Source organism: Burkholderia sp. AU18528, assembly GCF_002223215.2.
Classification (GTDB): domain Bacteria; phylum Pseudomonadota; class Gammaproteobacteria; order Burkholderiales; family Burkholderiaceae; genus Burkholderia; species Burkholderia semiarida.
In genome coordinates this window covers 452,062-469,193 of sequence record NZ_NKFC02000009.1, presented here as the reverse complement: position 1 = coordinate 469,193, position 17,132 = coordinate 452,062, and the positions used below count along the sequence as shown (strand labels likewise).

General features: G+C 66.2%; 16 protein-coding genes. 5 read left to right on the top strand and 11 right to left on the bottom strand.

Going from position 1 to position 17,132, the window contains the following annotated elements; genetic code table 11:
- Positions 1–174 precede the first annotated feature (174 nt).
- Entirely contained in the window at positions 175–1,341 is a 1,167-nt protein-coding gene (locus CFB52_RS32855) for a pyridoxal phosphate-dependent aminotransferase (RefSeq protein ID WP_099318495.1), read from the bottom strand.
- Positions 1,342–1,394: 53 nt separating this feature from the next.
- Between CFB52_RS32855 and CFB52_RS32850 the strand changes: the two genes are divergently transcribed.
- From CFB52_RS32850 to CFB52_RS32840, 3 genes are all read left to right on the top strand, one after another.
- Positions 1,395–2,045, top strand: coding sequence for a GntR family transcriptional regulator (locus CFB52_RS32850; protein ID WP_257220854.1), 651 nt, complete (start codon positions 1,395–1,397; stop codon positions 2,043–2,045).
- A 209-nt stretch (positions 2,046–2,254) separates the two neighbouring features.
- Entirely contained in the window at positions 2,255–2,587 is a 333-nt protein-coding gene (locus CFB52_RS32845) for a barstar family protein (protein WP_059637544.1), read from the top strand.
- Between the two features lie 1,322 nt (positions 2,588–3,909).
- The gene (locus tag CFB52_RS32840) at positions 3,910–4,485 is read left to right on the top strand and encodes a GNAT family N-acetyltransferase (protein ID WP_099318493.1); all 576 of its coding nucleotides are present in this window, start codon (positions 3,910–3,912) and stop codon (positions 4,483–4,485) included.
- 282 nt (positions 4,486–4,767) lie between these two features.
- Here the strand turns inward: CFB52_RS32840 and CFB52_RS32835 are convergent, their stop codons facing one another.
- Positions 4,768–5,343, bottom strand: coding sequence for a DUF308 domain-containing protein (locus CFB52_RS32835; protein WP_099318492.1), 576 nt, complete (start codon positions 5,341–5,343; stop codon positions 4,768–4,770).
- A gap of 294 nt (positions 5,344–5,637) precedes the next feature.
- Between CFB52_RS32835 and CFB52_RS32830 the strand changes: the two genes are divergently transcribed.
- A complete protein-coding gene (locus CFB52_RS32830; RefSeq protein ID WP_099318491.1) occupies positions 5,638–7,113 on the top strand; it encodes an HD domain-containing phosphohydrolase in 1,476 nt (491 codons plus the stop codon).
- 121 nt (positions 7,114–7,234) lie between these two features.
- Here the strand turns inward: CFB52_RS32830 and CFB52_RS32825 are convergent, their stop codons facing one another.
- From CFB52_RS32825 to CFB52_RS32785, 9 genes are all read right to left on the bottom strand, one after another.
- Complete coding sequence (locus tag CFB52_RS32825; protein WP_257220853.1) at positions 7,235–7,546, bottom strand: hypothetical protein; 312 nt, start codon at positions 7,544–7,546, stop codon at positions 7,235–7,237.
- A gap of 130 nt (positions 7,547–7,676) precedes the next feature.
- Entirely contained in the window at positions 7,677–7,985 is a 309-nt protein-coding gene (locus CFB52_RS32820; RefSeq protein ID WP_099318490.1) for an EthD family reductase, read from the bottom strand.
- Positions 7,986–8,045: 60 nt separating this feature from the next.
- The gene (locus CFB52_RS32815) at positions 8,046–9,527 is read right to left on the bottom strand and encodes an MFS transporter (protein ID WP_099318489.1); all 1,482 of its coding nucleotides are present in this window, start codon (positions 9,525–9,527) and stop codon (positions 8,046–8,048) included.
- A 50-nt stretch (positions 9,528–9,577) separates the two neighbouring features.
- Positions 9,578–10,174: a TetR/AcrR family transcriptional regulator gene (locus CFB52_RS32810; protein ID WP_099318488.1), complete on the bottom strand. Its 597-nt coding sequence runs from the start codon at positions 10,172–10,174 to the stop codon at positions 9,578–9,580.
- A 132-nt stretch (positions 10,175–10,306) separates the two neighbouring features.
- Positions 10,307–11,779 carry an NAD-dependent succinate-semialdehyde dehydrogenase gene (locus CFB52_RS32805; RefSeq protein ID WP_099318487.1) on the bottom strand — a complete coding sequence of 491 codons (1,473 nt, stop codon included), beginning with the start codon at positions 11,777–11,779 and terminating at the stop codon, positions 10,307–10,309.
- Positions 11,780–11,886: 107 nt separating this feature from the next.
- Positions 11,887–12,378 carry an Lrp/AsnC family transcriptional regulator gene (locus CFB52_RS32800; RefSeq protein ID WP_006749694.1) on the bottom strand — a complete coding sequence of 164 codons (492 nt, stop codon included), beginning with the start codon at positions 12,376–12,378 and terminating at the stop codon, positions 11,887–11,889.
- An 84-nt stretch (positions 12,379–12,462) separates the two neighbouring features.
- Positions 12,463–13,863 carry an aspartate aminotransferase family protein gene (locus tag CFB52_RS32795; RefSeq protein ID WP_099318486.1) on the bottom strand — a complete coding sequence of 467 codons (1,401 nt, stop codon included), beginning with the start codon at positions 13,861–13,863 and terminating at the stop codon, positions 12,463–12,465.
- A gap of 162 nt (positions 13,864–14,025) precedes the next feature.
- Positions 14,026–14,952, bottom strand: a complete 927-nt coding sequence (locus CFB52_RS32790) for a glyoxylate/hydroxypyruvate reductase A (protein ID WP_059577909.1) — start codon at positions 14,950–14,952, stop codon at positions 14,026–14,028.
- Between the two features lie 11 nt (positions 14,953–14,963).
- Complete coding sequence (locus tag CFB52_RS32785) at positions 14,964–15,824, bottom strand: GNAT family N-acetyltransferase (RefSeq protein WP_099318485.1); 861 nt, start codon at positions 15,822–15,824, stop codon at positions 14,964–14,966.
- Positions 15,825–16,290: 466 nt separating this feature from the next.
- On the opposite strand from CFB52_RS32785, the gene CFB52_RS32775 reads away from it, so the two are divergent.
- Positions 16,291–16,959 carry a haloacid dehalogenase type II gene (locus tag CFB52_RS32775; protein ID WP_059577915.1) on the top strand — a complete coding sequence of 223 codons (669 nt, stop codon included), beginning with the start codon at positions 16,291–16,293 and terminating at the stop codon, positions 16,957–16,959.
- Positions 16,960–17,132: the final 173 nt, after the last annotated feature.

The window sequence follows — 17,132 nt, the reverse complement described above, 5'->3', positions numbered from 1 at the left end:
GGGGGGCATCGCGCCGCCCCGGCGCCGGATGCATCACGCCACGCGAATTGTCACGAGCGGTACTTTCGCAAAAGACGGTGTCTCGTGTGAGTCCGTGCGACCGTTACAAACGGAAACCGTGATACCTCCCGCAAGGGACGCTCGGCGCACTACGCAGCTTTCTCGTGGGCGCCGTCATGCGCCCTCCAGTGCGAAGCGCACCTTGTCGCCGAGCGTGCGCAACCGCTCGACCGGTTCGTTCGCGAACACGAAACGGATATACGCGTCGCCGTGCGCAATGCCCCATCCGGTCATGGCCGTTGCACAGACACCGTGGTTCAGCAACCGCTCCGACATCTGGGACCCGGTGAGGCCGAAGTCGGAGACGCGCAGCAGCATCGACCAGCCGCCCGCCGGCATGCCGAACGGGAGCCCCGACAGTTCGGCGGCGACCGTATCCCGCCGTCTCTCGAGTTCGCTCACGTAGCCAGGAAGATCGGCTGCGGAATGTTCGAGCGCAACCGCCGCAGCCTCCTGGGCAATGCCGACCGGTACCACGACATTGGCGAGCGACACGGCCAGGAGGTCGGGAATCAGCCATTCCGGCGCGACGATCCAGCCTACCCGCCAGCCAATCATGCGCAACTCTTTCGACGCCGCGCCGACCGTGACCGTACGCTCGGCCATGCCGGGCAGGCCCGCGGGATGGATGACCGTGCGGCCATCGAAGAGCAGCCGTTCCATCGCGCTGTCGAGGATCAGCAGCAGATCGTTCTGCACACACAGGCTCGCGATCAGTTGCCAGTCGGACGCATCGAAGAAACCGCCCGACGGCATCGACGGAGACATCAGCAGCATGGTTCTCGTTTTCGGACCGATCGCTGCGCGCAGCGCGGCCTGGTCCAGCTTCCATTCGCCGCCCGGCGTGAAGGCGAACGGGACTTGCCGGGGCACGCCGCCCGCGAGGCGGACGCGATTCAGCAGACCCGCGTACGTCGGATCGGTGACGATGACTTCGTCGCCTGTCTCGACGGTGGCGAGCAGCGTGTTCAGAATGCCGGAGAGTCCGCCCGCCGACACCACCACCTGGTCGGCCGTGAAGTGCCGCCCCGAAAGCGCCGACACGTGGGCGGCAGCGCTCGCGCGCAGCCGATCCTGACCGACGAATGGCAAATAGGAGTTGGCCGAGTCTCGCTGGATTGCCGCGTGGGTAAAAGCGAGTGCCTCCGCAGTAGGCGGAATGTCGGTATCGAGATTTTCGAGTCGCAGAAGGTCGACGTCGGCATGATCGGCGATCGAACCCATGCGATCGACGCCGATTCCGGCGATGTGCCGCAGACGGGCAGGGCGGTGGTGGCGCATCGGGCCTCCGATTTTGTTACAATTTAATAGATAATATATGCATGGTGGTCGGGATGAATTTCGAAGTCAAGGAGGATCGCTCGCTGGCCGACCGGATCGCTGCCGCATTGGCGGACCGCATCATTTCGGGTGCCATCGCGCCGGGGGAGTGGCTGCGTCAGGATCACATCGCCGCTGAATTCGGCGCGAGCCATGTGCCGGTACGCGAGGCGTTCAGACGGCTGGAAGCGCAGGGGTTGGCCGTGGTGGAACCGCGACGAGGCGTGCGGGCGGCGCCGCTCGAGCCGGCGGACGTACTTGAAATGGCCAAGATGCGCGCTGCCTTCGAGGCGCTGGCGCTGCGCGAGGCGATTCCCGCGCTGGACGCAGGTGCGCTGGCGGAACTCGATGCGATCCTCGATCAGGAGTCGGCGGCGCATGGCATAGCCGTGCTGGGGACGCTGAATCTGAGGTTTCATCGCGCATTGACCGCGCGATGCGGGATGCCACGGCTCATCGCCGCGATTGGCGACATGCATCGGGCAAGCTCCCGGCATCTGTATGCGACGTGGCAGCGACTTGAGTGGCAGGATCGCTCGAACGACGAGCATCGGGACATCGTTCGGGCGATACGCGAGGGGGATGTGGACGCAGCGTGTGCAGTTTTGTCCGCGCATATTCTGGCTGCGGGGGATGCGCTGGCTCAGGCGTTGCGGAGCCGGTAGGGATGTGGGAGGAGCCCGGGTGCATCGACCGGTCCCAAAGGCTGGTTTGGGGAATGGCTGGCGTCTCCTCGGGACGGCTATAGTCAAACGCGTCGGGCGGCATTCGGCCAGGAACGATCACTGGTTCTCGCTGCCAGAATCGTCGACAATCCGACGATGGAGTGACTATGGGAGCCGCTTAGAAACCCAATAGAATTCGGAAAAACGCGATGACGAAAGTATTCGTAGATACGACTGAAATTACAGACTGGCCCTCGTTCCATCGGGTCTTCTCGCAGATCTTTGGTTTTCCCGCGTTTTATGGCAACAACATGGACGCGTTGATTGATTGTTTGGGTTACCTCGATGAGCCCGAGGCTGCGATGACGAGCTTGCATGTCAGGCCGGGAGAGACTTTGGCCATACAGCTTGGCGCTGTCATCAGTTTCAGGAGGCGCTGTCCAGATCTATTCGAGGCTTTGCAAGACGCGTGCGCTTTCGTGAACTGGCGTCGTACGCGCGAGCATGAAGCCGCTTTGGTCGCACTGTCGTACTACGACTGAATCGAAGGACAGCGCCAAGCGCACTGCGGCCAGGAGCGGTCATTCGACGGAGATATTGATGACAATCGGCTCACCTGCACCCGACATCTCCCATCAAGCTGAACAGATGAAATCGCCCACGATAGTCAAGCCACTTGAACATCCTTGGCTACGTTCTCGTCGAACATCTATTCTGCTCGCGACGTCGCTGTGGCAGGACTACGCTGGCCAACCCCATATTGGTGTGACCTCGCGATCGGTTGGTTGGAACAAGGGTTGGCCGTTGACGACGAGATAGGCGACATACTGCAAGAAATTTCCCAGAACCGACGTTTTCCGCAGAGGCTGCGGCATCGCGCGTTCGCGCTACACCTACGATTCACGAGGAACCAGGAAGCTCGGTAGTCGATACATCTGCAGTGAACCGAATTTTTGGGACGGAGGCGACACTGCCAGTTCAGGTCGTTCGACCCGATTGCCTAGACCGTCGACGATCCCGGGAGGTAAGCGAACAGCCCGGATCGACGCACCAGAAAACACTACGTTCAACGAATACGAGCCGCTTATACTGATTTGGGCGCCGACACGGAAATCCCTTGATGGCCGAGGGGAAAGCCAGGGCACGACCGTGAAAGTCGCGATTGAAGAAATCGACGACGGAGTCTTTCTACTGATGCGGTACGAATCCCTGGACGCGCCATTTCCGACCTCTGATCATTTATATATATCAATCGACGAGGCATACGACGAATGTGATTGCGTCTATGGCATCGGTCGCGAGGATTGGCTTCAACAGTGATTGCATCCAGGCCGTCACGCATCGTCCTGGGATTCAGTACGGCCAGAAGCGGCCGTTCGGCATTGTGGGCTACGAAGGCGCAGGAAATTGGCTCAATCGTTCAAGCGACGTCGACCACTTTCGCATGCGCACAACTCGAAGATGCCACGTCTATAAGTGTTTCATTGAACAAAGGCGATGATTCGAAACTCCAGCAGCTGGTCGCGCGGCATCTCTGCGTGAACATTTTCCAAAACGTTCCATGGCAGGTTCAGCGCGTCAGCGCCCCTTGGATCTTGATTTCCATCCCCGGATTGCCCGGAGCTGCGGAATGGTCTCCATTGGACCAATACGCAGCCGTCAATCCGAAGTAGTCACTCGGCACGCCGTCCCCGGCAGAAAATCTGCCCCCGGTGTCTTATGACATTGGTGAATGGCGGTTGTGGGTCGACTACAGCCCACCGCGTCGGGTTGAATCCGCAGCCAATACCGGACATTGGATCGGCGAGACTGAATCGGCGACAATCTATTGAAACCAAGTGAAACATCGACACAGGGGGCGCTGGTGTCCGTCAATGGAAGCGAAACGAAAGGCACATTTCCAACGCTGACAACTTCCCGGCTGTCATTGCGGGAGCTTTTGCCGAGCGACGCGCCGTCGCTGTTCGCGGTACATGGCGACGCTGAGGGTATGCGCTGGTTCGGTACCGATCCGATGACCGAAATAGGAGAGGCCGACAAGTTGATTCAGGTATTTGCCGACTGGCGGCGCAGTGGCTCCGGCGTCCGTTGGGCCATCGAGAGACTTTCGGACGGCCTTTTACTTGGTACGTGTGGCCTCTTCCGATGGAATCGAAATTGGCGAAGCTGCGCCGTTGGCTATGAGCTAGCTACGTTTGCGCGTGGCAAGGGGTACATGAACGAAGCGCTTTCTGCCGCGATCGATTACGGTTTCGACATGATGCAGATAAACCGTATCGAAGCCCAGGTTCACCCTGAGAACGCACCCTCTATACAAGGGCTGGAGACGCTCGGCTTTGTCCGTGAAGGGTATCAGCGTCAAGCCGGGTATTGGCGTGGTGCCTATCACGATCTCCTGCAGTTTTCGTTGTTACGTTCCGATTGCCTACGTCGCGGCTAACGCGCGGGTCAAAGCCGTCGGCTTTGCCACATGAGCGACCGCTCCCCGAGCGAACCGGCTGACCGTTCCGGGGCGTTCAGACCCGTTCGCGTCGGCCACGACTGCCGTTCGCAGCTACGTGCAGGTCCTGCAGTGTCGGGGCCTGCACGCGGCTGCGAAATAAGCTCCGTTTTTCACCACTCCGATCATCCGCAGGAGCCCATGCTTTCCACAACGCGTGGCCTTGACCGCAGGCACAGCGATGCCGACCTGTGGAACGACATCTTCCTTCCGACCGCCGGCTCACGACACACTGCGCCGCATCCCCCGCACCTGCAACCAAATCGCGGATATCAGAAAATAAAGCGCACCGACTCCCGCGTATCCCGCGATCTTGACGATCGCGGGCGGCATCGGCGCGTGGCTTTGGATAATGAAGAACACCCCGGCCAGCGCCGATTGCGCACCGCTGAGGATCATCACCCACTGTGCGCCGGCATGCTTCCAGCGCCGCACGGCGGTGCCGAGTTGCAGCGCGCCGGAGAGAATTGCCCACAGGCCGAACACCGCGAGCACCGCGGGCAGGCCCGCATTCAACGCGGGAAATACCGCCAGTGTCGTGACGGCGCTGATCGCGACGTTCACCGTCTGCGTGCGGTTTGCCGCCATCCCGCCGCTGCGAGAAAGGTCGACGAAATTGGCGAGCGCATCCCAGGCCGGATAAACGATCAGCAGGACCGCCGCGCCGGCCGCGCTCTGCCGGCCGACGGAAAACGCCAGCGCGACCCAGATCAGCGAGAACACCGCCCGGGAAAAGTAGTACCGTTTCAGCCATTGTTCGTCGGCAGGGGGACGAAATTCGGGATAGCGGTCAGCCATTTGCACTCCTTCGTACATTGAATCGTCGTTCCGGCCGGCACGCAGGGTTTCCGCCACGCGGATTAGGATGCGGCGCCGACCGGATCTCCAGTGCGCCGAGTATCGCAATCGTCCGCGCCAGCCGCCATCGGTCAGATGTCCGATAGTGAAGTCCACTGCCGGTTGTTTGCACCGATACGGGCGAACCTCGCGCCGGGCTCGCCGCGGCGAGCCGCCGAGGCGTAAGCTCATGCACGCCGCGACGCCGTCGCGTATGATCGTTTTCCCGCCCTCGCGAATGTCTCCACCTGCCCAATGTCCGACGCCGAAGCCCATCACGCCCCGCTGCGCATAGTCGACGCCGTACGCGCGCTGGCCTTCATCGGCGATCTCAGCATGGGCCAACCGACCGACCATTCGCCGCGCACCAGTTGGCTGGCGGCACAGCTCGCGCACGCGGCGCGATTCGACGCATCGGTGTGCGACACGGCTCGCGAGGTGGCGCTGTTGCGCTGGTCGGGCTGCACGGCGAACGCGGCGGGCTTCGCGCAGGTATTCGGCGACGACGTCGCGATCCGCGCCGCGATGCTCGAAAGCCGGCCCGGCATGGCCGAAGCGATCGGCGGCGCGGGTGTCGCGCTGATCCCGCTCGCGCAGATTCATTGCGAAGTCTCGGGCGAGGTCGCGCGAATACTCGGTCTGTCCAGCGCGACGGAAACCGCGCTGCGCCACATTTTCGAAACCTGGGACGGCAACGGGCTACCCGCGCGGCTCGCGCGCGAACAGGTGCCGCCCGCCGTGTCGATCGTCGCGCTGGCGGGCGACCTCGACGTGTTCAGCCGCACGTACGGCATCGAACGGGCCCTCGAATTGATCGGCCAACGCGCGGGGTCACGCTATCCGGCCGTGCTCGTCGAGACGGCTGCGCGCGACGCATCGCGCTGGCTGGCGGCGCTCGAACACATGGCGCCCGCCGACCTCGAAGCGGCATTGGCCACGCCGGACATGCAGGGCGCGACGTCCGCCGAATTGATTGCTGACGTCATCGATCTGAAACTGCCGTGGATGACGGGTTTTTCGCGGTCGGTCGCCGCGACGGCGGCCGCGTGTTACGGCCGGCTTTCGCCGGACGAGACCGCGCGCGAACGCGTGTACCGCGCCGGGCTGATTCATGGCATCGGCAGGGCCGCGGTGCCGAACGACGTGTGGAATCTGCCGGCGCGGCTACCTGCGAGTGCCTGGGAAAAGGTGCGACTCGTGCCGTACTGGACCGAGCGCGCCGGCAGGCAGACCGGCGCGCTCGGCGAAGCCGCGGTGCTTGCGTCGTATGCCTACGAGCGGCAGGACGGTTCGGGCTATTTTCGCGGCGCGCGCGATGTGGCGCTGACGCTGGAAGCGCGCGTGCTGGCGGCGTCGCTCGTGTGGGTCGCGTTGCGCTCGGCGCGTCCGTGGCGCGCGGCGCTGAGCGATGCGGCCGCCGCCGGCCAGTTGCAGGAAGAAGCGGCGTGCGGCCGGCTATGCGGCGAAGTAGTGGCCGCGCTCGTGACGGGCGGCGCGCCCACGCTCCGGCGTACCGCCACGCGCCCGTCGTCCGCCGGCCCGCGCCTGTCCGCGCGGGAAATCGACGTCCTGCGGGCGATCTCCCGCGGCGCGAGCAACAAGCAGGTCGCGCAGGCGCTCGCGATGAGTCCGAGCACGGTGCGCACCCATGTCGAGAAGGCGTTTCGCAAGCTCGAATGTTCGACACGCGCCGCGGCGACCCTCAAGGCATCGACGCTGGGGCTGCTCTGACGCGATCCGCGTTGCGGACGCTTGCGTGTGTTGGGCGGACAGACGGCCCGGCCGGCGCGGCCTTTGAAGCCCCGTACGTCCGACGGTTTGTCTCGCGTGTCGAAAACGGCGGTTGCGCCGTTCAAGTCGGCCAGTCGTTCACCCGTTTCCGCCGAGTCGTGGCCGTTGCGTCGGTGTCGGTGTCGGTGTCGGCCCAACCGTACCCCAACGCCGCGATCGCGAAGTACACCGCACCGACGGCTCCGCACGAAAGCAGCGCGCCGGCCAGCGCCGTTCGCGCCCCGCATGAGATCGTTCGCGACGGCGCGCCCGCGTGCTTTCCGCGACGCACCGCGATGCCGATCCGAAACAGGCCCGACAGAACGGCGAGCACGCCGAACGCACGGGGCAGGCCGCTCGCCAATTCGACGATGAAGATCTGACGTACCGACATTGCAGTCATCCTCCCGGTCAGTGTATTCGCGTGACGGTGGCCTATCCTGCCACCCGGTCGTTCGCGGCGCTATCGGACAAGTGACCGATAGCGCCGACCGGAACCGATGCACGGAAGCGCGCGATCGCCGTTACGGCACCCGCGAGAACACGTCCGCGATATGCCGATCGGGCTCGATGTCGGTGAACGCATCGATGTCGGCCATGACGTCTGCCGTCCGCGCGGACGCGAACGCGGCGTCCAGCGCGGCTCGATCCGTGAAGCGGCACATCGCCACGACGATCAGTTCGCTATCCTCACGTGCCGGAAAGAAAGCGTCGACGTATTCGAGCCCGTATGGTTTCCAGGATTTTTCCACGAGCGGAATGTGTTGCTCGACGTAGTAACGGGCATCGAACCGCGTGCCCGCGGCTCGGCGATAGGACACGACGAAATACATGCGGAACCTCCAGGTCGGACTGCCACAGCGATGAGTGCCGATACGGGCGACGACGGGCGACTACGGCCGTTCGCGTTCGGCGCTGAATACCGGCCGGGCAGCAGCCCGCATCGACGTGTGCGCGGCGGGCGCGCGTGCGAGCGAGATGCCCAGCGCGGCGCCGACGGCAAGGAAAAACGAGATCGACAGGAGTGCGACGATGAACGCGTGCGCGATGGACGCCGGATCCTGGTGCGTGCCGAGCGTCGCATAAAAAATGCCGCCGATGATCGCCACGCTGAGCGACGTGCTGACCTGCAGCGTCGAACTGGCGATGCCGGCGATCATGCCGGACAGCGCCGGTGCAACGCGCCCGGTTACCATGCGCATCAGCGTCGGCAGCGCGAGGCCCTGTCCGAAACCGATGACGAAGAGAGCGGCGGCGAGCGGCGCGGCAGCGAGCGGCATCCCGACCGGCGTGGCATCGATCAACCCTGCGAGGCCGACGAGCCCGACGATCTCCAGGCTGATGCCGAACGGATTGACGTAAGCGCCGATGACACGTGCACAGAAAGGCGTCGACAACGGGCCGAGCAGGAACCCCACGCCGAACGGCAAGAACACGAGGCCCGCGCTCAGCGCGTCGACGTGCAACGCATTCTGCAGGTACACCGAGAACAGCAGGAAGAACGCGCCGATCGAATACAGCACCAGCGCGATCAGCAACGCGCGGCCCAACCCCGGTGCGCGCAGCGCGGCCGGGTCGAGCAGCGGTGCGCCGCCGCGGCTGCCCAGCCGGCGCTCGTAGCGCCAGAAGCACCACGCGAGGGCCGGCACCGCGAGCAGCGACGCCCATGCCCATACGGGCCAGCCTGCTTCGCGCCCCTCGATCAGCGGCACGATCAGCGCGCCCAGCGTCAGCATCGACAGCGCGGTGCCGCCGAGGTCGAGCTTGCGCGCATGCTGCGCACGCGTTTCCTTCAACAGCGGAATCCCGAACAGGACGACCAGAATCGCCAGCGGCAGGTTGACGAGGAAGATCGTGCGCCAGCCCAGATTCAACAGATTCAGCGAGATCAGAATCCCGCCGAGCGCCTGCCCGACCACGGCGGCGAGGCCGAATACCGCGCCGTACAAGCTGAGCGCGAGCGGCTTTTCCGTTTCGGGGAAGATCGCCTGGATCGAAGCGAGCGCCTGCGGCGCCATGATCGCGGCCGTCACGCCTTGCAACGCGCGACCGACGATGAGCGTCCACGGCGAATTCGCGAGACCGCACAGCGTCGAGGCGATCGCAAAGCCGATCAACCCGAGAAAAAACACGCGGCCGCGGCCGAACAGGTCGCCCAATCGCCCGCCGGTGATCAGCGTCACCGCGTACAGGCCCGCATACGATGAAATGACGAGTTGCTCGGCCGACGACGAGGCGCCCAGTTCCGCGCGGATCGACGGCAGCGCGACGTTGACGATGAAGAAATCCAGCGGCGGCAGGAACGCGCCGACGAGCAGAACCGAAAACATGGCCCAGCGACGCGGGTCGGGTGATACGGGGTCATTCCGTGACATGGGCGGCTCTCCATACGGAACCAATCGGTTCCAAATTGGGTAAAAAAATATCAATCGAGGATGCGCATCGTGCGGTCGACCAACGCGAGCATGTCTTGCTCGGACATACCGGTTTTCCCCAGCACGCGCATGCCCTCGATCTGGCAGACGAGCAAACGTGCCAGCACCTGTTCGTCCTGCTCGGGGATCTCGCCGCTCGCCTGGCCGCGGACGATCGCGCCCGCATAGAGTTGCTGCAGGCGCCGGAACAGGCGCCCCGTGCGTTCCGCGACATCGGCGTCGCGCGCGGCCAGTTCGGTGGTCATCGCGACGGCGAGACATCCCCGCCGGCCCGCGTCGCCGACGGAGAGCCGCGCATAGCGCAGCAGCGAGTCGCGAATCGCATTCTTCACGGGGCCTGGTTGCGACAGGATGTCCGCGGTCGCCTTGAGCCCGTCGGCCATATATAGATCGAGCGCCGCCAGCAGCAGCGCCTTCTTGTCGCCGAACGCCTTGTACAGGCTGCCGCGCGACAGGCCGGTGCCGGCGATCAGGTCGGGCAGGGACGCGCCTTCGTAGCCGCGATCCCAGAAGACGTCCATCGCGTCGCGTGCGGCATCGCCAAGTTCGAATTCGCGGGGACGGCCCACGCCAGCGGGATTTGCCATTGATCGGTTTCGCAAACGATGCGGTGCCTGAAGTTGGATTCATTATATGGACCGATCGGTTCCGATGTCAACGTGTGTATGTCGGCCGGGCGCTGCGATGGCCGTCCTCGCGGACGGCCCGGATTCATCCGATCATTCGAGCCCGCCCTGGCACAGATACTTGATCGACAGATAATCGTCGAGGCCATAGCGCGAGCCTTCGCGGCCATAGCCCGATTCCTTCACGCCGCCGAACGGCGCGGCCTCGCTCGCGAGCGCGCCTTCGTTGATGCCGACGATGCCCGTTTCGAGCCGTGCCGACACGCGCGCGATGCGCCGCACGTCCTGCGTGTAGAAATACGCGGCGAGCCCGAACGGCGTGTCGTTCGCGGCATCGACCGCTTCGTCCTCGGTATCGAAGCGGAACAGTGCCGCGATCGGGCCGAAGGTTTCCTCGCAGGTGAGCTGCATGTCGGCGGTGGCGTCGGCGAGCACCGTCGGCGCATAGAAGTTCGCACCGAGCTCGGTCAGGCGCTTGCCGCCCGTCAGCACGCGCGCGCCGCGTTCGACGGCATCGCCGACGTGGCGCGCGATCTTGTCGACCGCACGCGCGTTGATCATCGGGCCGATCTGCGCGGCCGGATCGGTCGCCGGCGCGACCTTCAGCGCGGCCACGCGCGCGGCGAGCTTCCGCGCGAACGCATCGTAGACGCCGGCCTGCACGTACACGCGGTTCGGCGACACGCAGGTCTGCCCGCCGTTGCGGAACTTGGCGGCCATCAGCCCGTCCGCCGCGGCATCGAGCTCGGCGTCGTCGAACACGATGAACGGCGCATTGCCGCCCAGCTCCAGCGACAGCTTCTTCAACGTCGCCGCCGATTCGCGCGCGAGCAGCTTGCCGACGGGCGTCGAGCCGGTGAACGTGATCTTGCGCACGCGGCCGTCGGCGAGCCAGTCGGCCGCCGCTTCGATGCCGCGTTCGCGCGACGCGGTGATCAGGTTCAGCACGCCGGCCGGCACGCCGGCTTCCTGCGCGAGAAACGCGAGCGCGAGCGCGGTCAGCGGCGTGTCCTCCGCCGGCTTCGCGACCACCGTGCAGCCGGCCGCGAGCGCGGGTGCGATCTTGCGCGCGATCATCGCGAGCGGGAAATTCCACGGCGTGATCGCGGCGACTACGCCGATCGGCTCCTTCACCGCGCTCAACCGCTTGCCGCGCTGCTGCTGCGGGATCAGGTCGCCATACGTGCGGGTCGCTTCCTCGGCGAACCACAGCACGTACGACGCGCCGTACGCGACTTCGCCGCGCGCTTCGGCAAGCGGCTTGCCTTGTTCGCGCGACATCAGCTTCGCGAGATCGTCGGTGTGCGCGACGATCGCCGCATGCCAGGCGCGCAGGATCGCGGCGCGTTCGCGCGCGGGCGTCGCGCGCCATGCGGGCAGCGCGCGTGCCGCTGCATCGGTCGCCGCGCGTGCGTCGGCGGCGCCGCTGTCGGGTGCGTGGGCAACGGTCTCGAGCGTCGCCGGATCGGTGACGTCGAAGCGGCGGCCGTCGTGCGCGTCGCGCCACGTGCCGTCGATCAGGTTGGCGGAGCGCAGGAGTTCGGTACGGGTCAGCGTAAGCGGCATGGCAGGTCCTTGGATGAGGCGGTTCGGTGACGAAGGCGGCACGGCGGGGCGCGACGGCCCCTGCGCGAACAGCGGGCTGTCGCGTGCCGGGGTGACGCGGCCGTGCGTCAGTGACGTTCGCCGAACAGCGATTCGAGCGGATAGTGCCGTTTGACGAACGGCGATTTGATGATCACGTAACTGAAATACTTCTCGATGCCGATGTTCTGCTCGAGCAGGCCTTCGACGATCGTCTGGTAATGGCTCACGCTGCGCGTGATGAACTTCAGCAGATAGTCGTAGCCGCCGCTCGCGAGGTGGCATTCGACGATCTCGTCGACGTTGCGGATCGCCGCGACGAACCGGTCGAAATCCTCGCGGCGGTGGTCGGCCAGCGTGACCTCGGTAAACACGACCTGCACGTCGCCGAGTTTCTCGAGCTGGATGTGCGCGCCGTAGCCGCCGATGTAGCCGGCCTTCTCGAGCCGCTTCACGCGGATCAGGCATGGACTGGGCGACAGCCCGACCGCATCGGCCAGTTCGACGTTGGTCATGCGGCCGCGCTTCTGCAACTGGGAGAGGATGCGCAGGTCGATGCGATCCAGCTTGCTGTCCGTCATGTTCACGTGAGTCGGAAAAATGGAATGTCCGGTTACTTTAGAGTCGAACGATGGCCACCACAAGCCCGGCTTTCCCTTGGCCCGTCAGGCCGGCTGCGCATGCGCGGCGTCGAGCGCGCGCTGCACGCCGGCGTCGGCCAGCACGTCGTCGAGCGTCTTGCGCACGCGTTCGAACAGCAGGTCGAATTCGCCCGCGGTGAAGCTCAGCGCCGGCGCGAAGCCGAGCACGCCGTCGCCGAACGCGCGGAACACCACGCCGTTCGCGTACGCGGCGGCCGCGATCTTGTCCGGCACGTTCAGCGCCGGGTCGAAGCGCGTCTTGCGCGCCTTGTCGGTCACCAGTTCGAGCGCGCCGAGCAGGCCGATCGAGCGTGCGTCGCCCACGAGCGGATGCGCGCGCAGCGCATCGAGCCCGGCCGAGAAGCGCGGTGCCATCGCCTGGCCGTTCGCGAGCAGCCCGCCTTCGTGATAGAGCTTCAGCACCTCGAGGCCGATCGCCGCGCTCACCGGATGCGCGGAATACGTGTGACCGTGCCCGACCACCGGCGAATCGGCGCGATTGCCCGCGATCCCTTCGTAGATTTCGTCGGACATCAGCACCGCGCCCATCGGCGCATAGCCGGCGGTCAGTCCCTTCGCGACGGTCATCAGGTCCGGATCGACCTGTTCGGCCTCGCATGCGAACAGCGGGCCCGTGCGGCCGAAGCCGGTGATCACCTCGTCGGCGACGAACAGGATGCCGAGGCGCCGGCACGCGTCGCGCATCGCCTTCAGCCAGCCGACTGGCGGCACGATCACGCCGCCCGAGCCTTGCACCGGCTCGCAGAAGAATGCGGCGACGTTGTCCGCGCCGAGTTCGGCGACCTTCGCCTCGAGCGCGGCGACCGACGCGGCGATCAGCGCCTGCGGATCGTCGCCGAGCGGATGGCGGTACGGGTAGGGCGACGGAATATGGTGCTGGTCCGCGCGCGGCAGGTCGAAATGACGGTGGAACGCGGGCAGCGCGGTGAGCCCGGCGCCGATCGACGACGAGCCGTGATAGCCGCGTTCCAGCGCGATCATCTGCTTCTTCGACGGGCGGCCGGTCGCGTTGAAATAGTGCGTGATGAAACGGATCGCGGAATCGACCGCGTCCGAGCCGCCGAGCGTGAAGTACACGCGGTTCAGCGACGGCGGCGCCAGCGCGGCGAGCCGCTCGGCGAGCTCGATCGCCGGCTGCGAGCCAAAATGGAAATAACCGGTCGCGTAGGGCAGCTTCGCCAACTGGTCGGCGGCGGCTTTCACGATGCTGTCGCGGCCGTAGCCGACGTTCACGCACCACAGGCCCGAGAACGCGTCGAGCAGCGTGTGGCCCGCGGCGTCGCGCAGGAACACGCCGTCCGCGGATTCCAGCACGGTGACGCCGCGCGCCTCGTGCGCACGGTAATTGACGACGGGGTGGATCAGGTGTTGACGATCGGCTTCGATCAGCGCGGCTTGGTTCATGGAGGGCAGGACTCTCGTCGGGTGTCAGCGGTGAGTTCATGCTAACGGGCGAGAAATCCGCATGCGTCTTCAATTTGCGGCCCGAAACGTACGCACGCGGCGTTTGCACGGGGCGCTTCGGCATTTTCTGCTGCGCGCCCGGCGGGCCGGGCGCGCGTCGGGTCAATAGCCGCGCGTGCGATCGACGACGCCGATCATCGGCTGGCCCGCGCGATGGCGGGCGAGGTTCGCGAGCACCGCGTCGACCGCGGTGTCGGGCCGCGTCGCGCTGGCGATGTGCGGCGTGATGCGAATGCGCGGGTGCGTCCAGAACGGATGGCCGGCCGGCAGCGGTTCGGGATCCGTCACGTCGAGGATCGCGCTGTCGAGGCGGCCGCTCGCGAGCGCCGCGAGCAGCGCCGCCGAATCCAGTTGCGGGCCGCGCCCGACCTGCACGAGCGACGCGCCGGCCGGCAGCGCATCGAACACGCGCGCGCCGAGCAGGCCGCGCGTGCTGTCGGTCAGCGGCAGCAGGCAGATCAGGATGTCGGTGCGGGCGAGGAACGCGTCGAGCGCCGCGTCGCCCGCGTAGCAGTCGACGCCGTCGAGCGTGCGCGGGGTGCGGCTCCAGCCGGCGCACGGGAAACCGAAGCGCCGCAGCGTGTCGAGCACGGCCTGGCCGAGCGTGCCGAGCCCGAGCACGCCGACGCGCCGCGACGCGGCCGCGCGCACGGGATGCTCGCGCCACACCTGGTCGCGCTGCTGGGCCGCATAGTCGAACAGGTCGCGATGGATCGTCAGCACGGCCTGCGTCACGTATTCGACCATCCCTTCGACGATGCCCGGCTCGATCATCCGCACGACGGGGATGTGCGAAGGCACGCGCGACAGGTCGAACTGGTCGATGCCGGCGCCGACCGAGAACACGACTTCGAGGTTCGGCAGCAACGCGACGGGATCGTCCGGCGGCTGCCATGCGGCGAGATAGCGGACGGCTTCGGCGTCGCCGAGGTCCGGCCAGATCCGGAACGGCAGATCGGGCGCCTGTTGCGCGAAGCGCGCCGCCCACTGCGCGCCGCGCACCGGGTCGGCCTTGTAGAGAAAGCTCATCGTGCGTCCTGTCAACCGAGCGCCTGGTTCACGATCGCGTACGTGCGCAGCGCCGGGTCACGCGCGGGCGTTGCGCCGCGCGCCATCGCGACGACGGTGTCGACGCGCGGCAGCCCGAGCCCCTGCAGCCAGTCGGACAGCCCGCTGTCGCCCGGCACGTCGAGCCGCACGAACATGCCCTCGTTCAGCGCGAGCCAGTGGCTGATCAGCGCTTGCGCGCGCAGTGCATCGGGTGCGACCACCGGGCCGATCACGTGGCCGCGGCCGAACCGGCGGAACAGCGCGAAGCCGAGCAACTCGCCGTCGCGGTCGAGCGCGATCCCGTTCGCGACGTCGAGCAGCGCATCGATCACCGCGCCGCGTTCGTAGCCGGCGGCGCGCGACGCGAGCGCGGCGAGGCGCGGCCCGTCGTTGGTGCCGAGCGGGCGCAGGCGCTCGCCGGGCGGCAGCGAGATCAGCGGAGGCTGGAACGCGGCGCCCTGGTGCTGATCGATCGTATCGATCACGTCGAATCCGAATTTCGCGTACAGCGGCTCGCCCGCCGGCGTCGCATGCAGAAAGATGGTTCGCGTGTCGAGGCTGTCGACCACGCGGGTCATCAACTCGCGCCCGATGCCGCGGCCCTGGCGCTCGGGGGACACGATGACCATGCCGAGCGACGCGTGCGATTCGCCGAAGCGCCAGCCGAGCGCGGTGCCGACGACGCCGGTTTCGTCTTCGGCGACGAAGCCGCCGCCGAGCTGGAACACGAAGCGCCAGTCGTCGAGCCGGTGCGGCCACTTGACGGCCTCCGACAGACGATGCGCGGCGGGCAGGTCCGTTTCGGCGAACGGGCGATAGGTAAGCGTGCGGGAAGGATTGAGGTCGGACACGCCGGACTCCGGATGGGTGGAAATGACTCGTTCACTCTGCCAGCGCGGTGGCGGCGCGGATAGGACGATTCGCCTGTTTTCCGGCGCCGGCGGGCGCTGGCGCACGATCGACGCAAATCCGCGCGATCGGCGCGCACGAACGCGCGGATCGTGCCGGCGCGGCCGGTCGATCCGACCATTCGTGCTGTGGGAATGCCGCTACGATGAATACACGGCGGCAGTGCCGCCTGCCGAAGGGTCTCACCGGCAGGCGAGCCGGCCGCGGTGGCGCGGCGCCCATCGACCGGCTCCGCGGCGCCCGCCGGATCGCACCGCAGATCGTGCTGCATGTGCCGCGCAACACGCGGCGATTCTGCGTTTTGAGCGGCGCCGAACGACGCGCGAACGACTTTTTGCCCTGATTCAATTTCGTACAACCCAGCCCGCCCCCGGCCCTGCCGGGGCTTCACACCGACAGGACGTCACCATGATCCAGTTTGAACCGAAGTACATCACCTTCGACTGCTACGGCACGCTGACCCATTTCCGGATGGCCGAGACGGCGCGCGAAATCTATGCGGACCGGCTGACGCCGGCCGCGATGGAGGCATTCGTGCGCGCGTTCGCCGCCTATCGGCTCGACGAGGTGCTCGGCGCGTGGAAGCCGTACCGCGACGTCGTCGTCAACGCGGTCCGCCGCACCTGCGCGCGGATCGGCGTGAAGTTCGACGAAGCCGAGGCCGAGCGCTTCTATCTGGCGGTGCCGACGTGGGGCCCGCACCCGGACGTGCCGGCCGGGCTGTCGCGGCTGGCGTCGAAGTACAAGCTCGTGATCCTGTCGAACGCGATGGACGAGCAGATCATGAGCAACGTCGACAAGCTCGGCGCACCGTTCCATGCCGTGTTCACCGCGCAGCAGGCGCAATCGTACAAGCCGCGGATGCAGGGCTTCGAATACATGTTCGACAAGCTCGGCTGCAAGCCGGAGGACGTGCTGCACGTGTCGTCGAGCCTGCGCTACGACCTGATGACGGCCGAGGATCTCGGGATCAAGCACAAGGCGTTCGTGAACCGCGGCCACGAGCCGGGCACGCCGTTCTACAACTATTACGAAGTGTCGGACATCGGCCATCTCGCGACGCAGCTCGGCCTGTAAGCCGCCGGCGCCGGCAGATCCATCGAACGCGCGACGGGACGCGGCCGCGATGCCGCCGAGGCCCGTCGCGTCTCGTCGCGCGTTCGTTCAGCGCACGAAGCGAGGGTAATTACCGATATTGAATCGTTCAAGGCCGGCCCGCCCGGGCCGATATATGTACCGAACGGTTAATA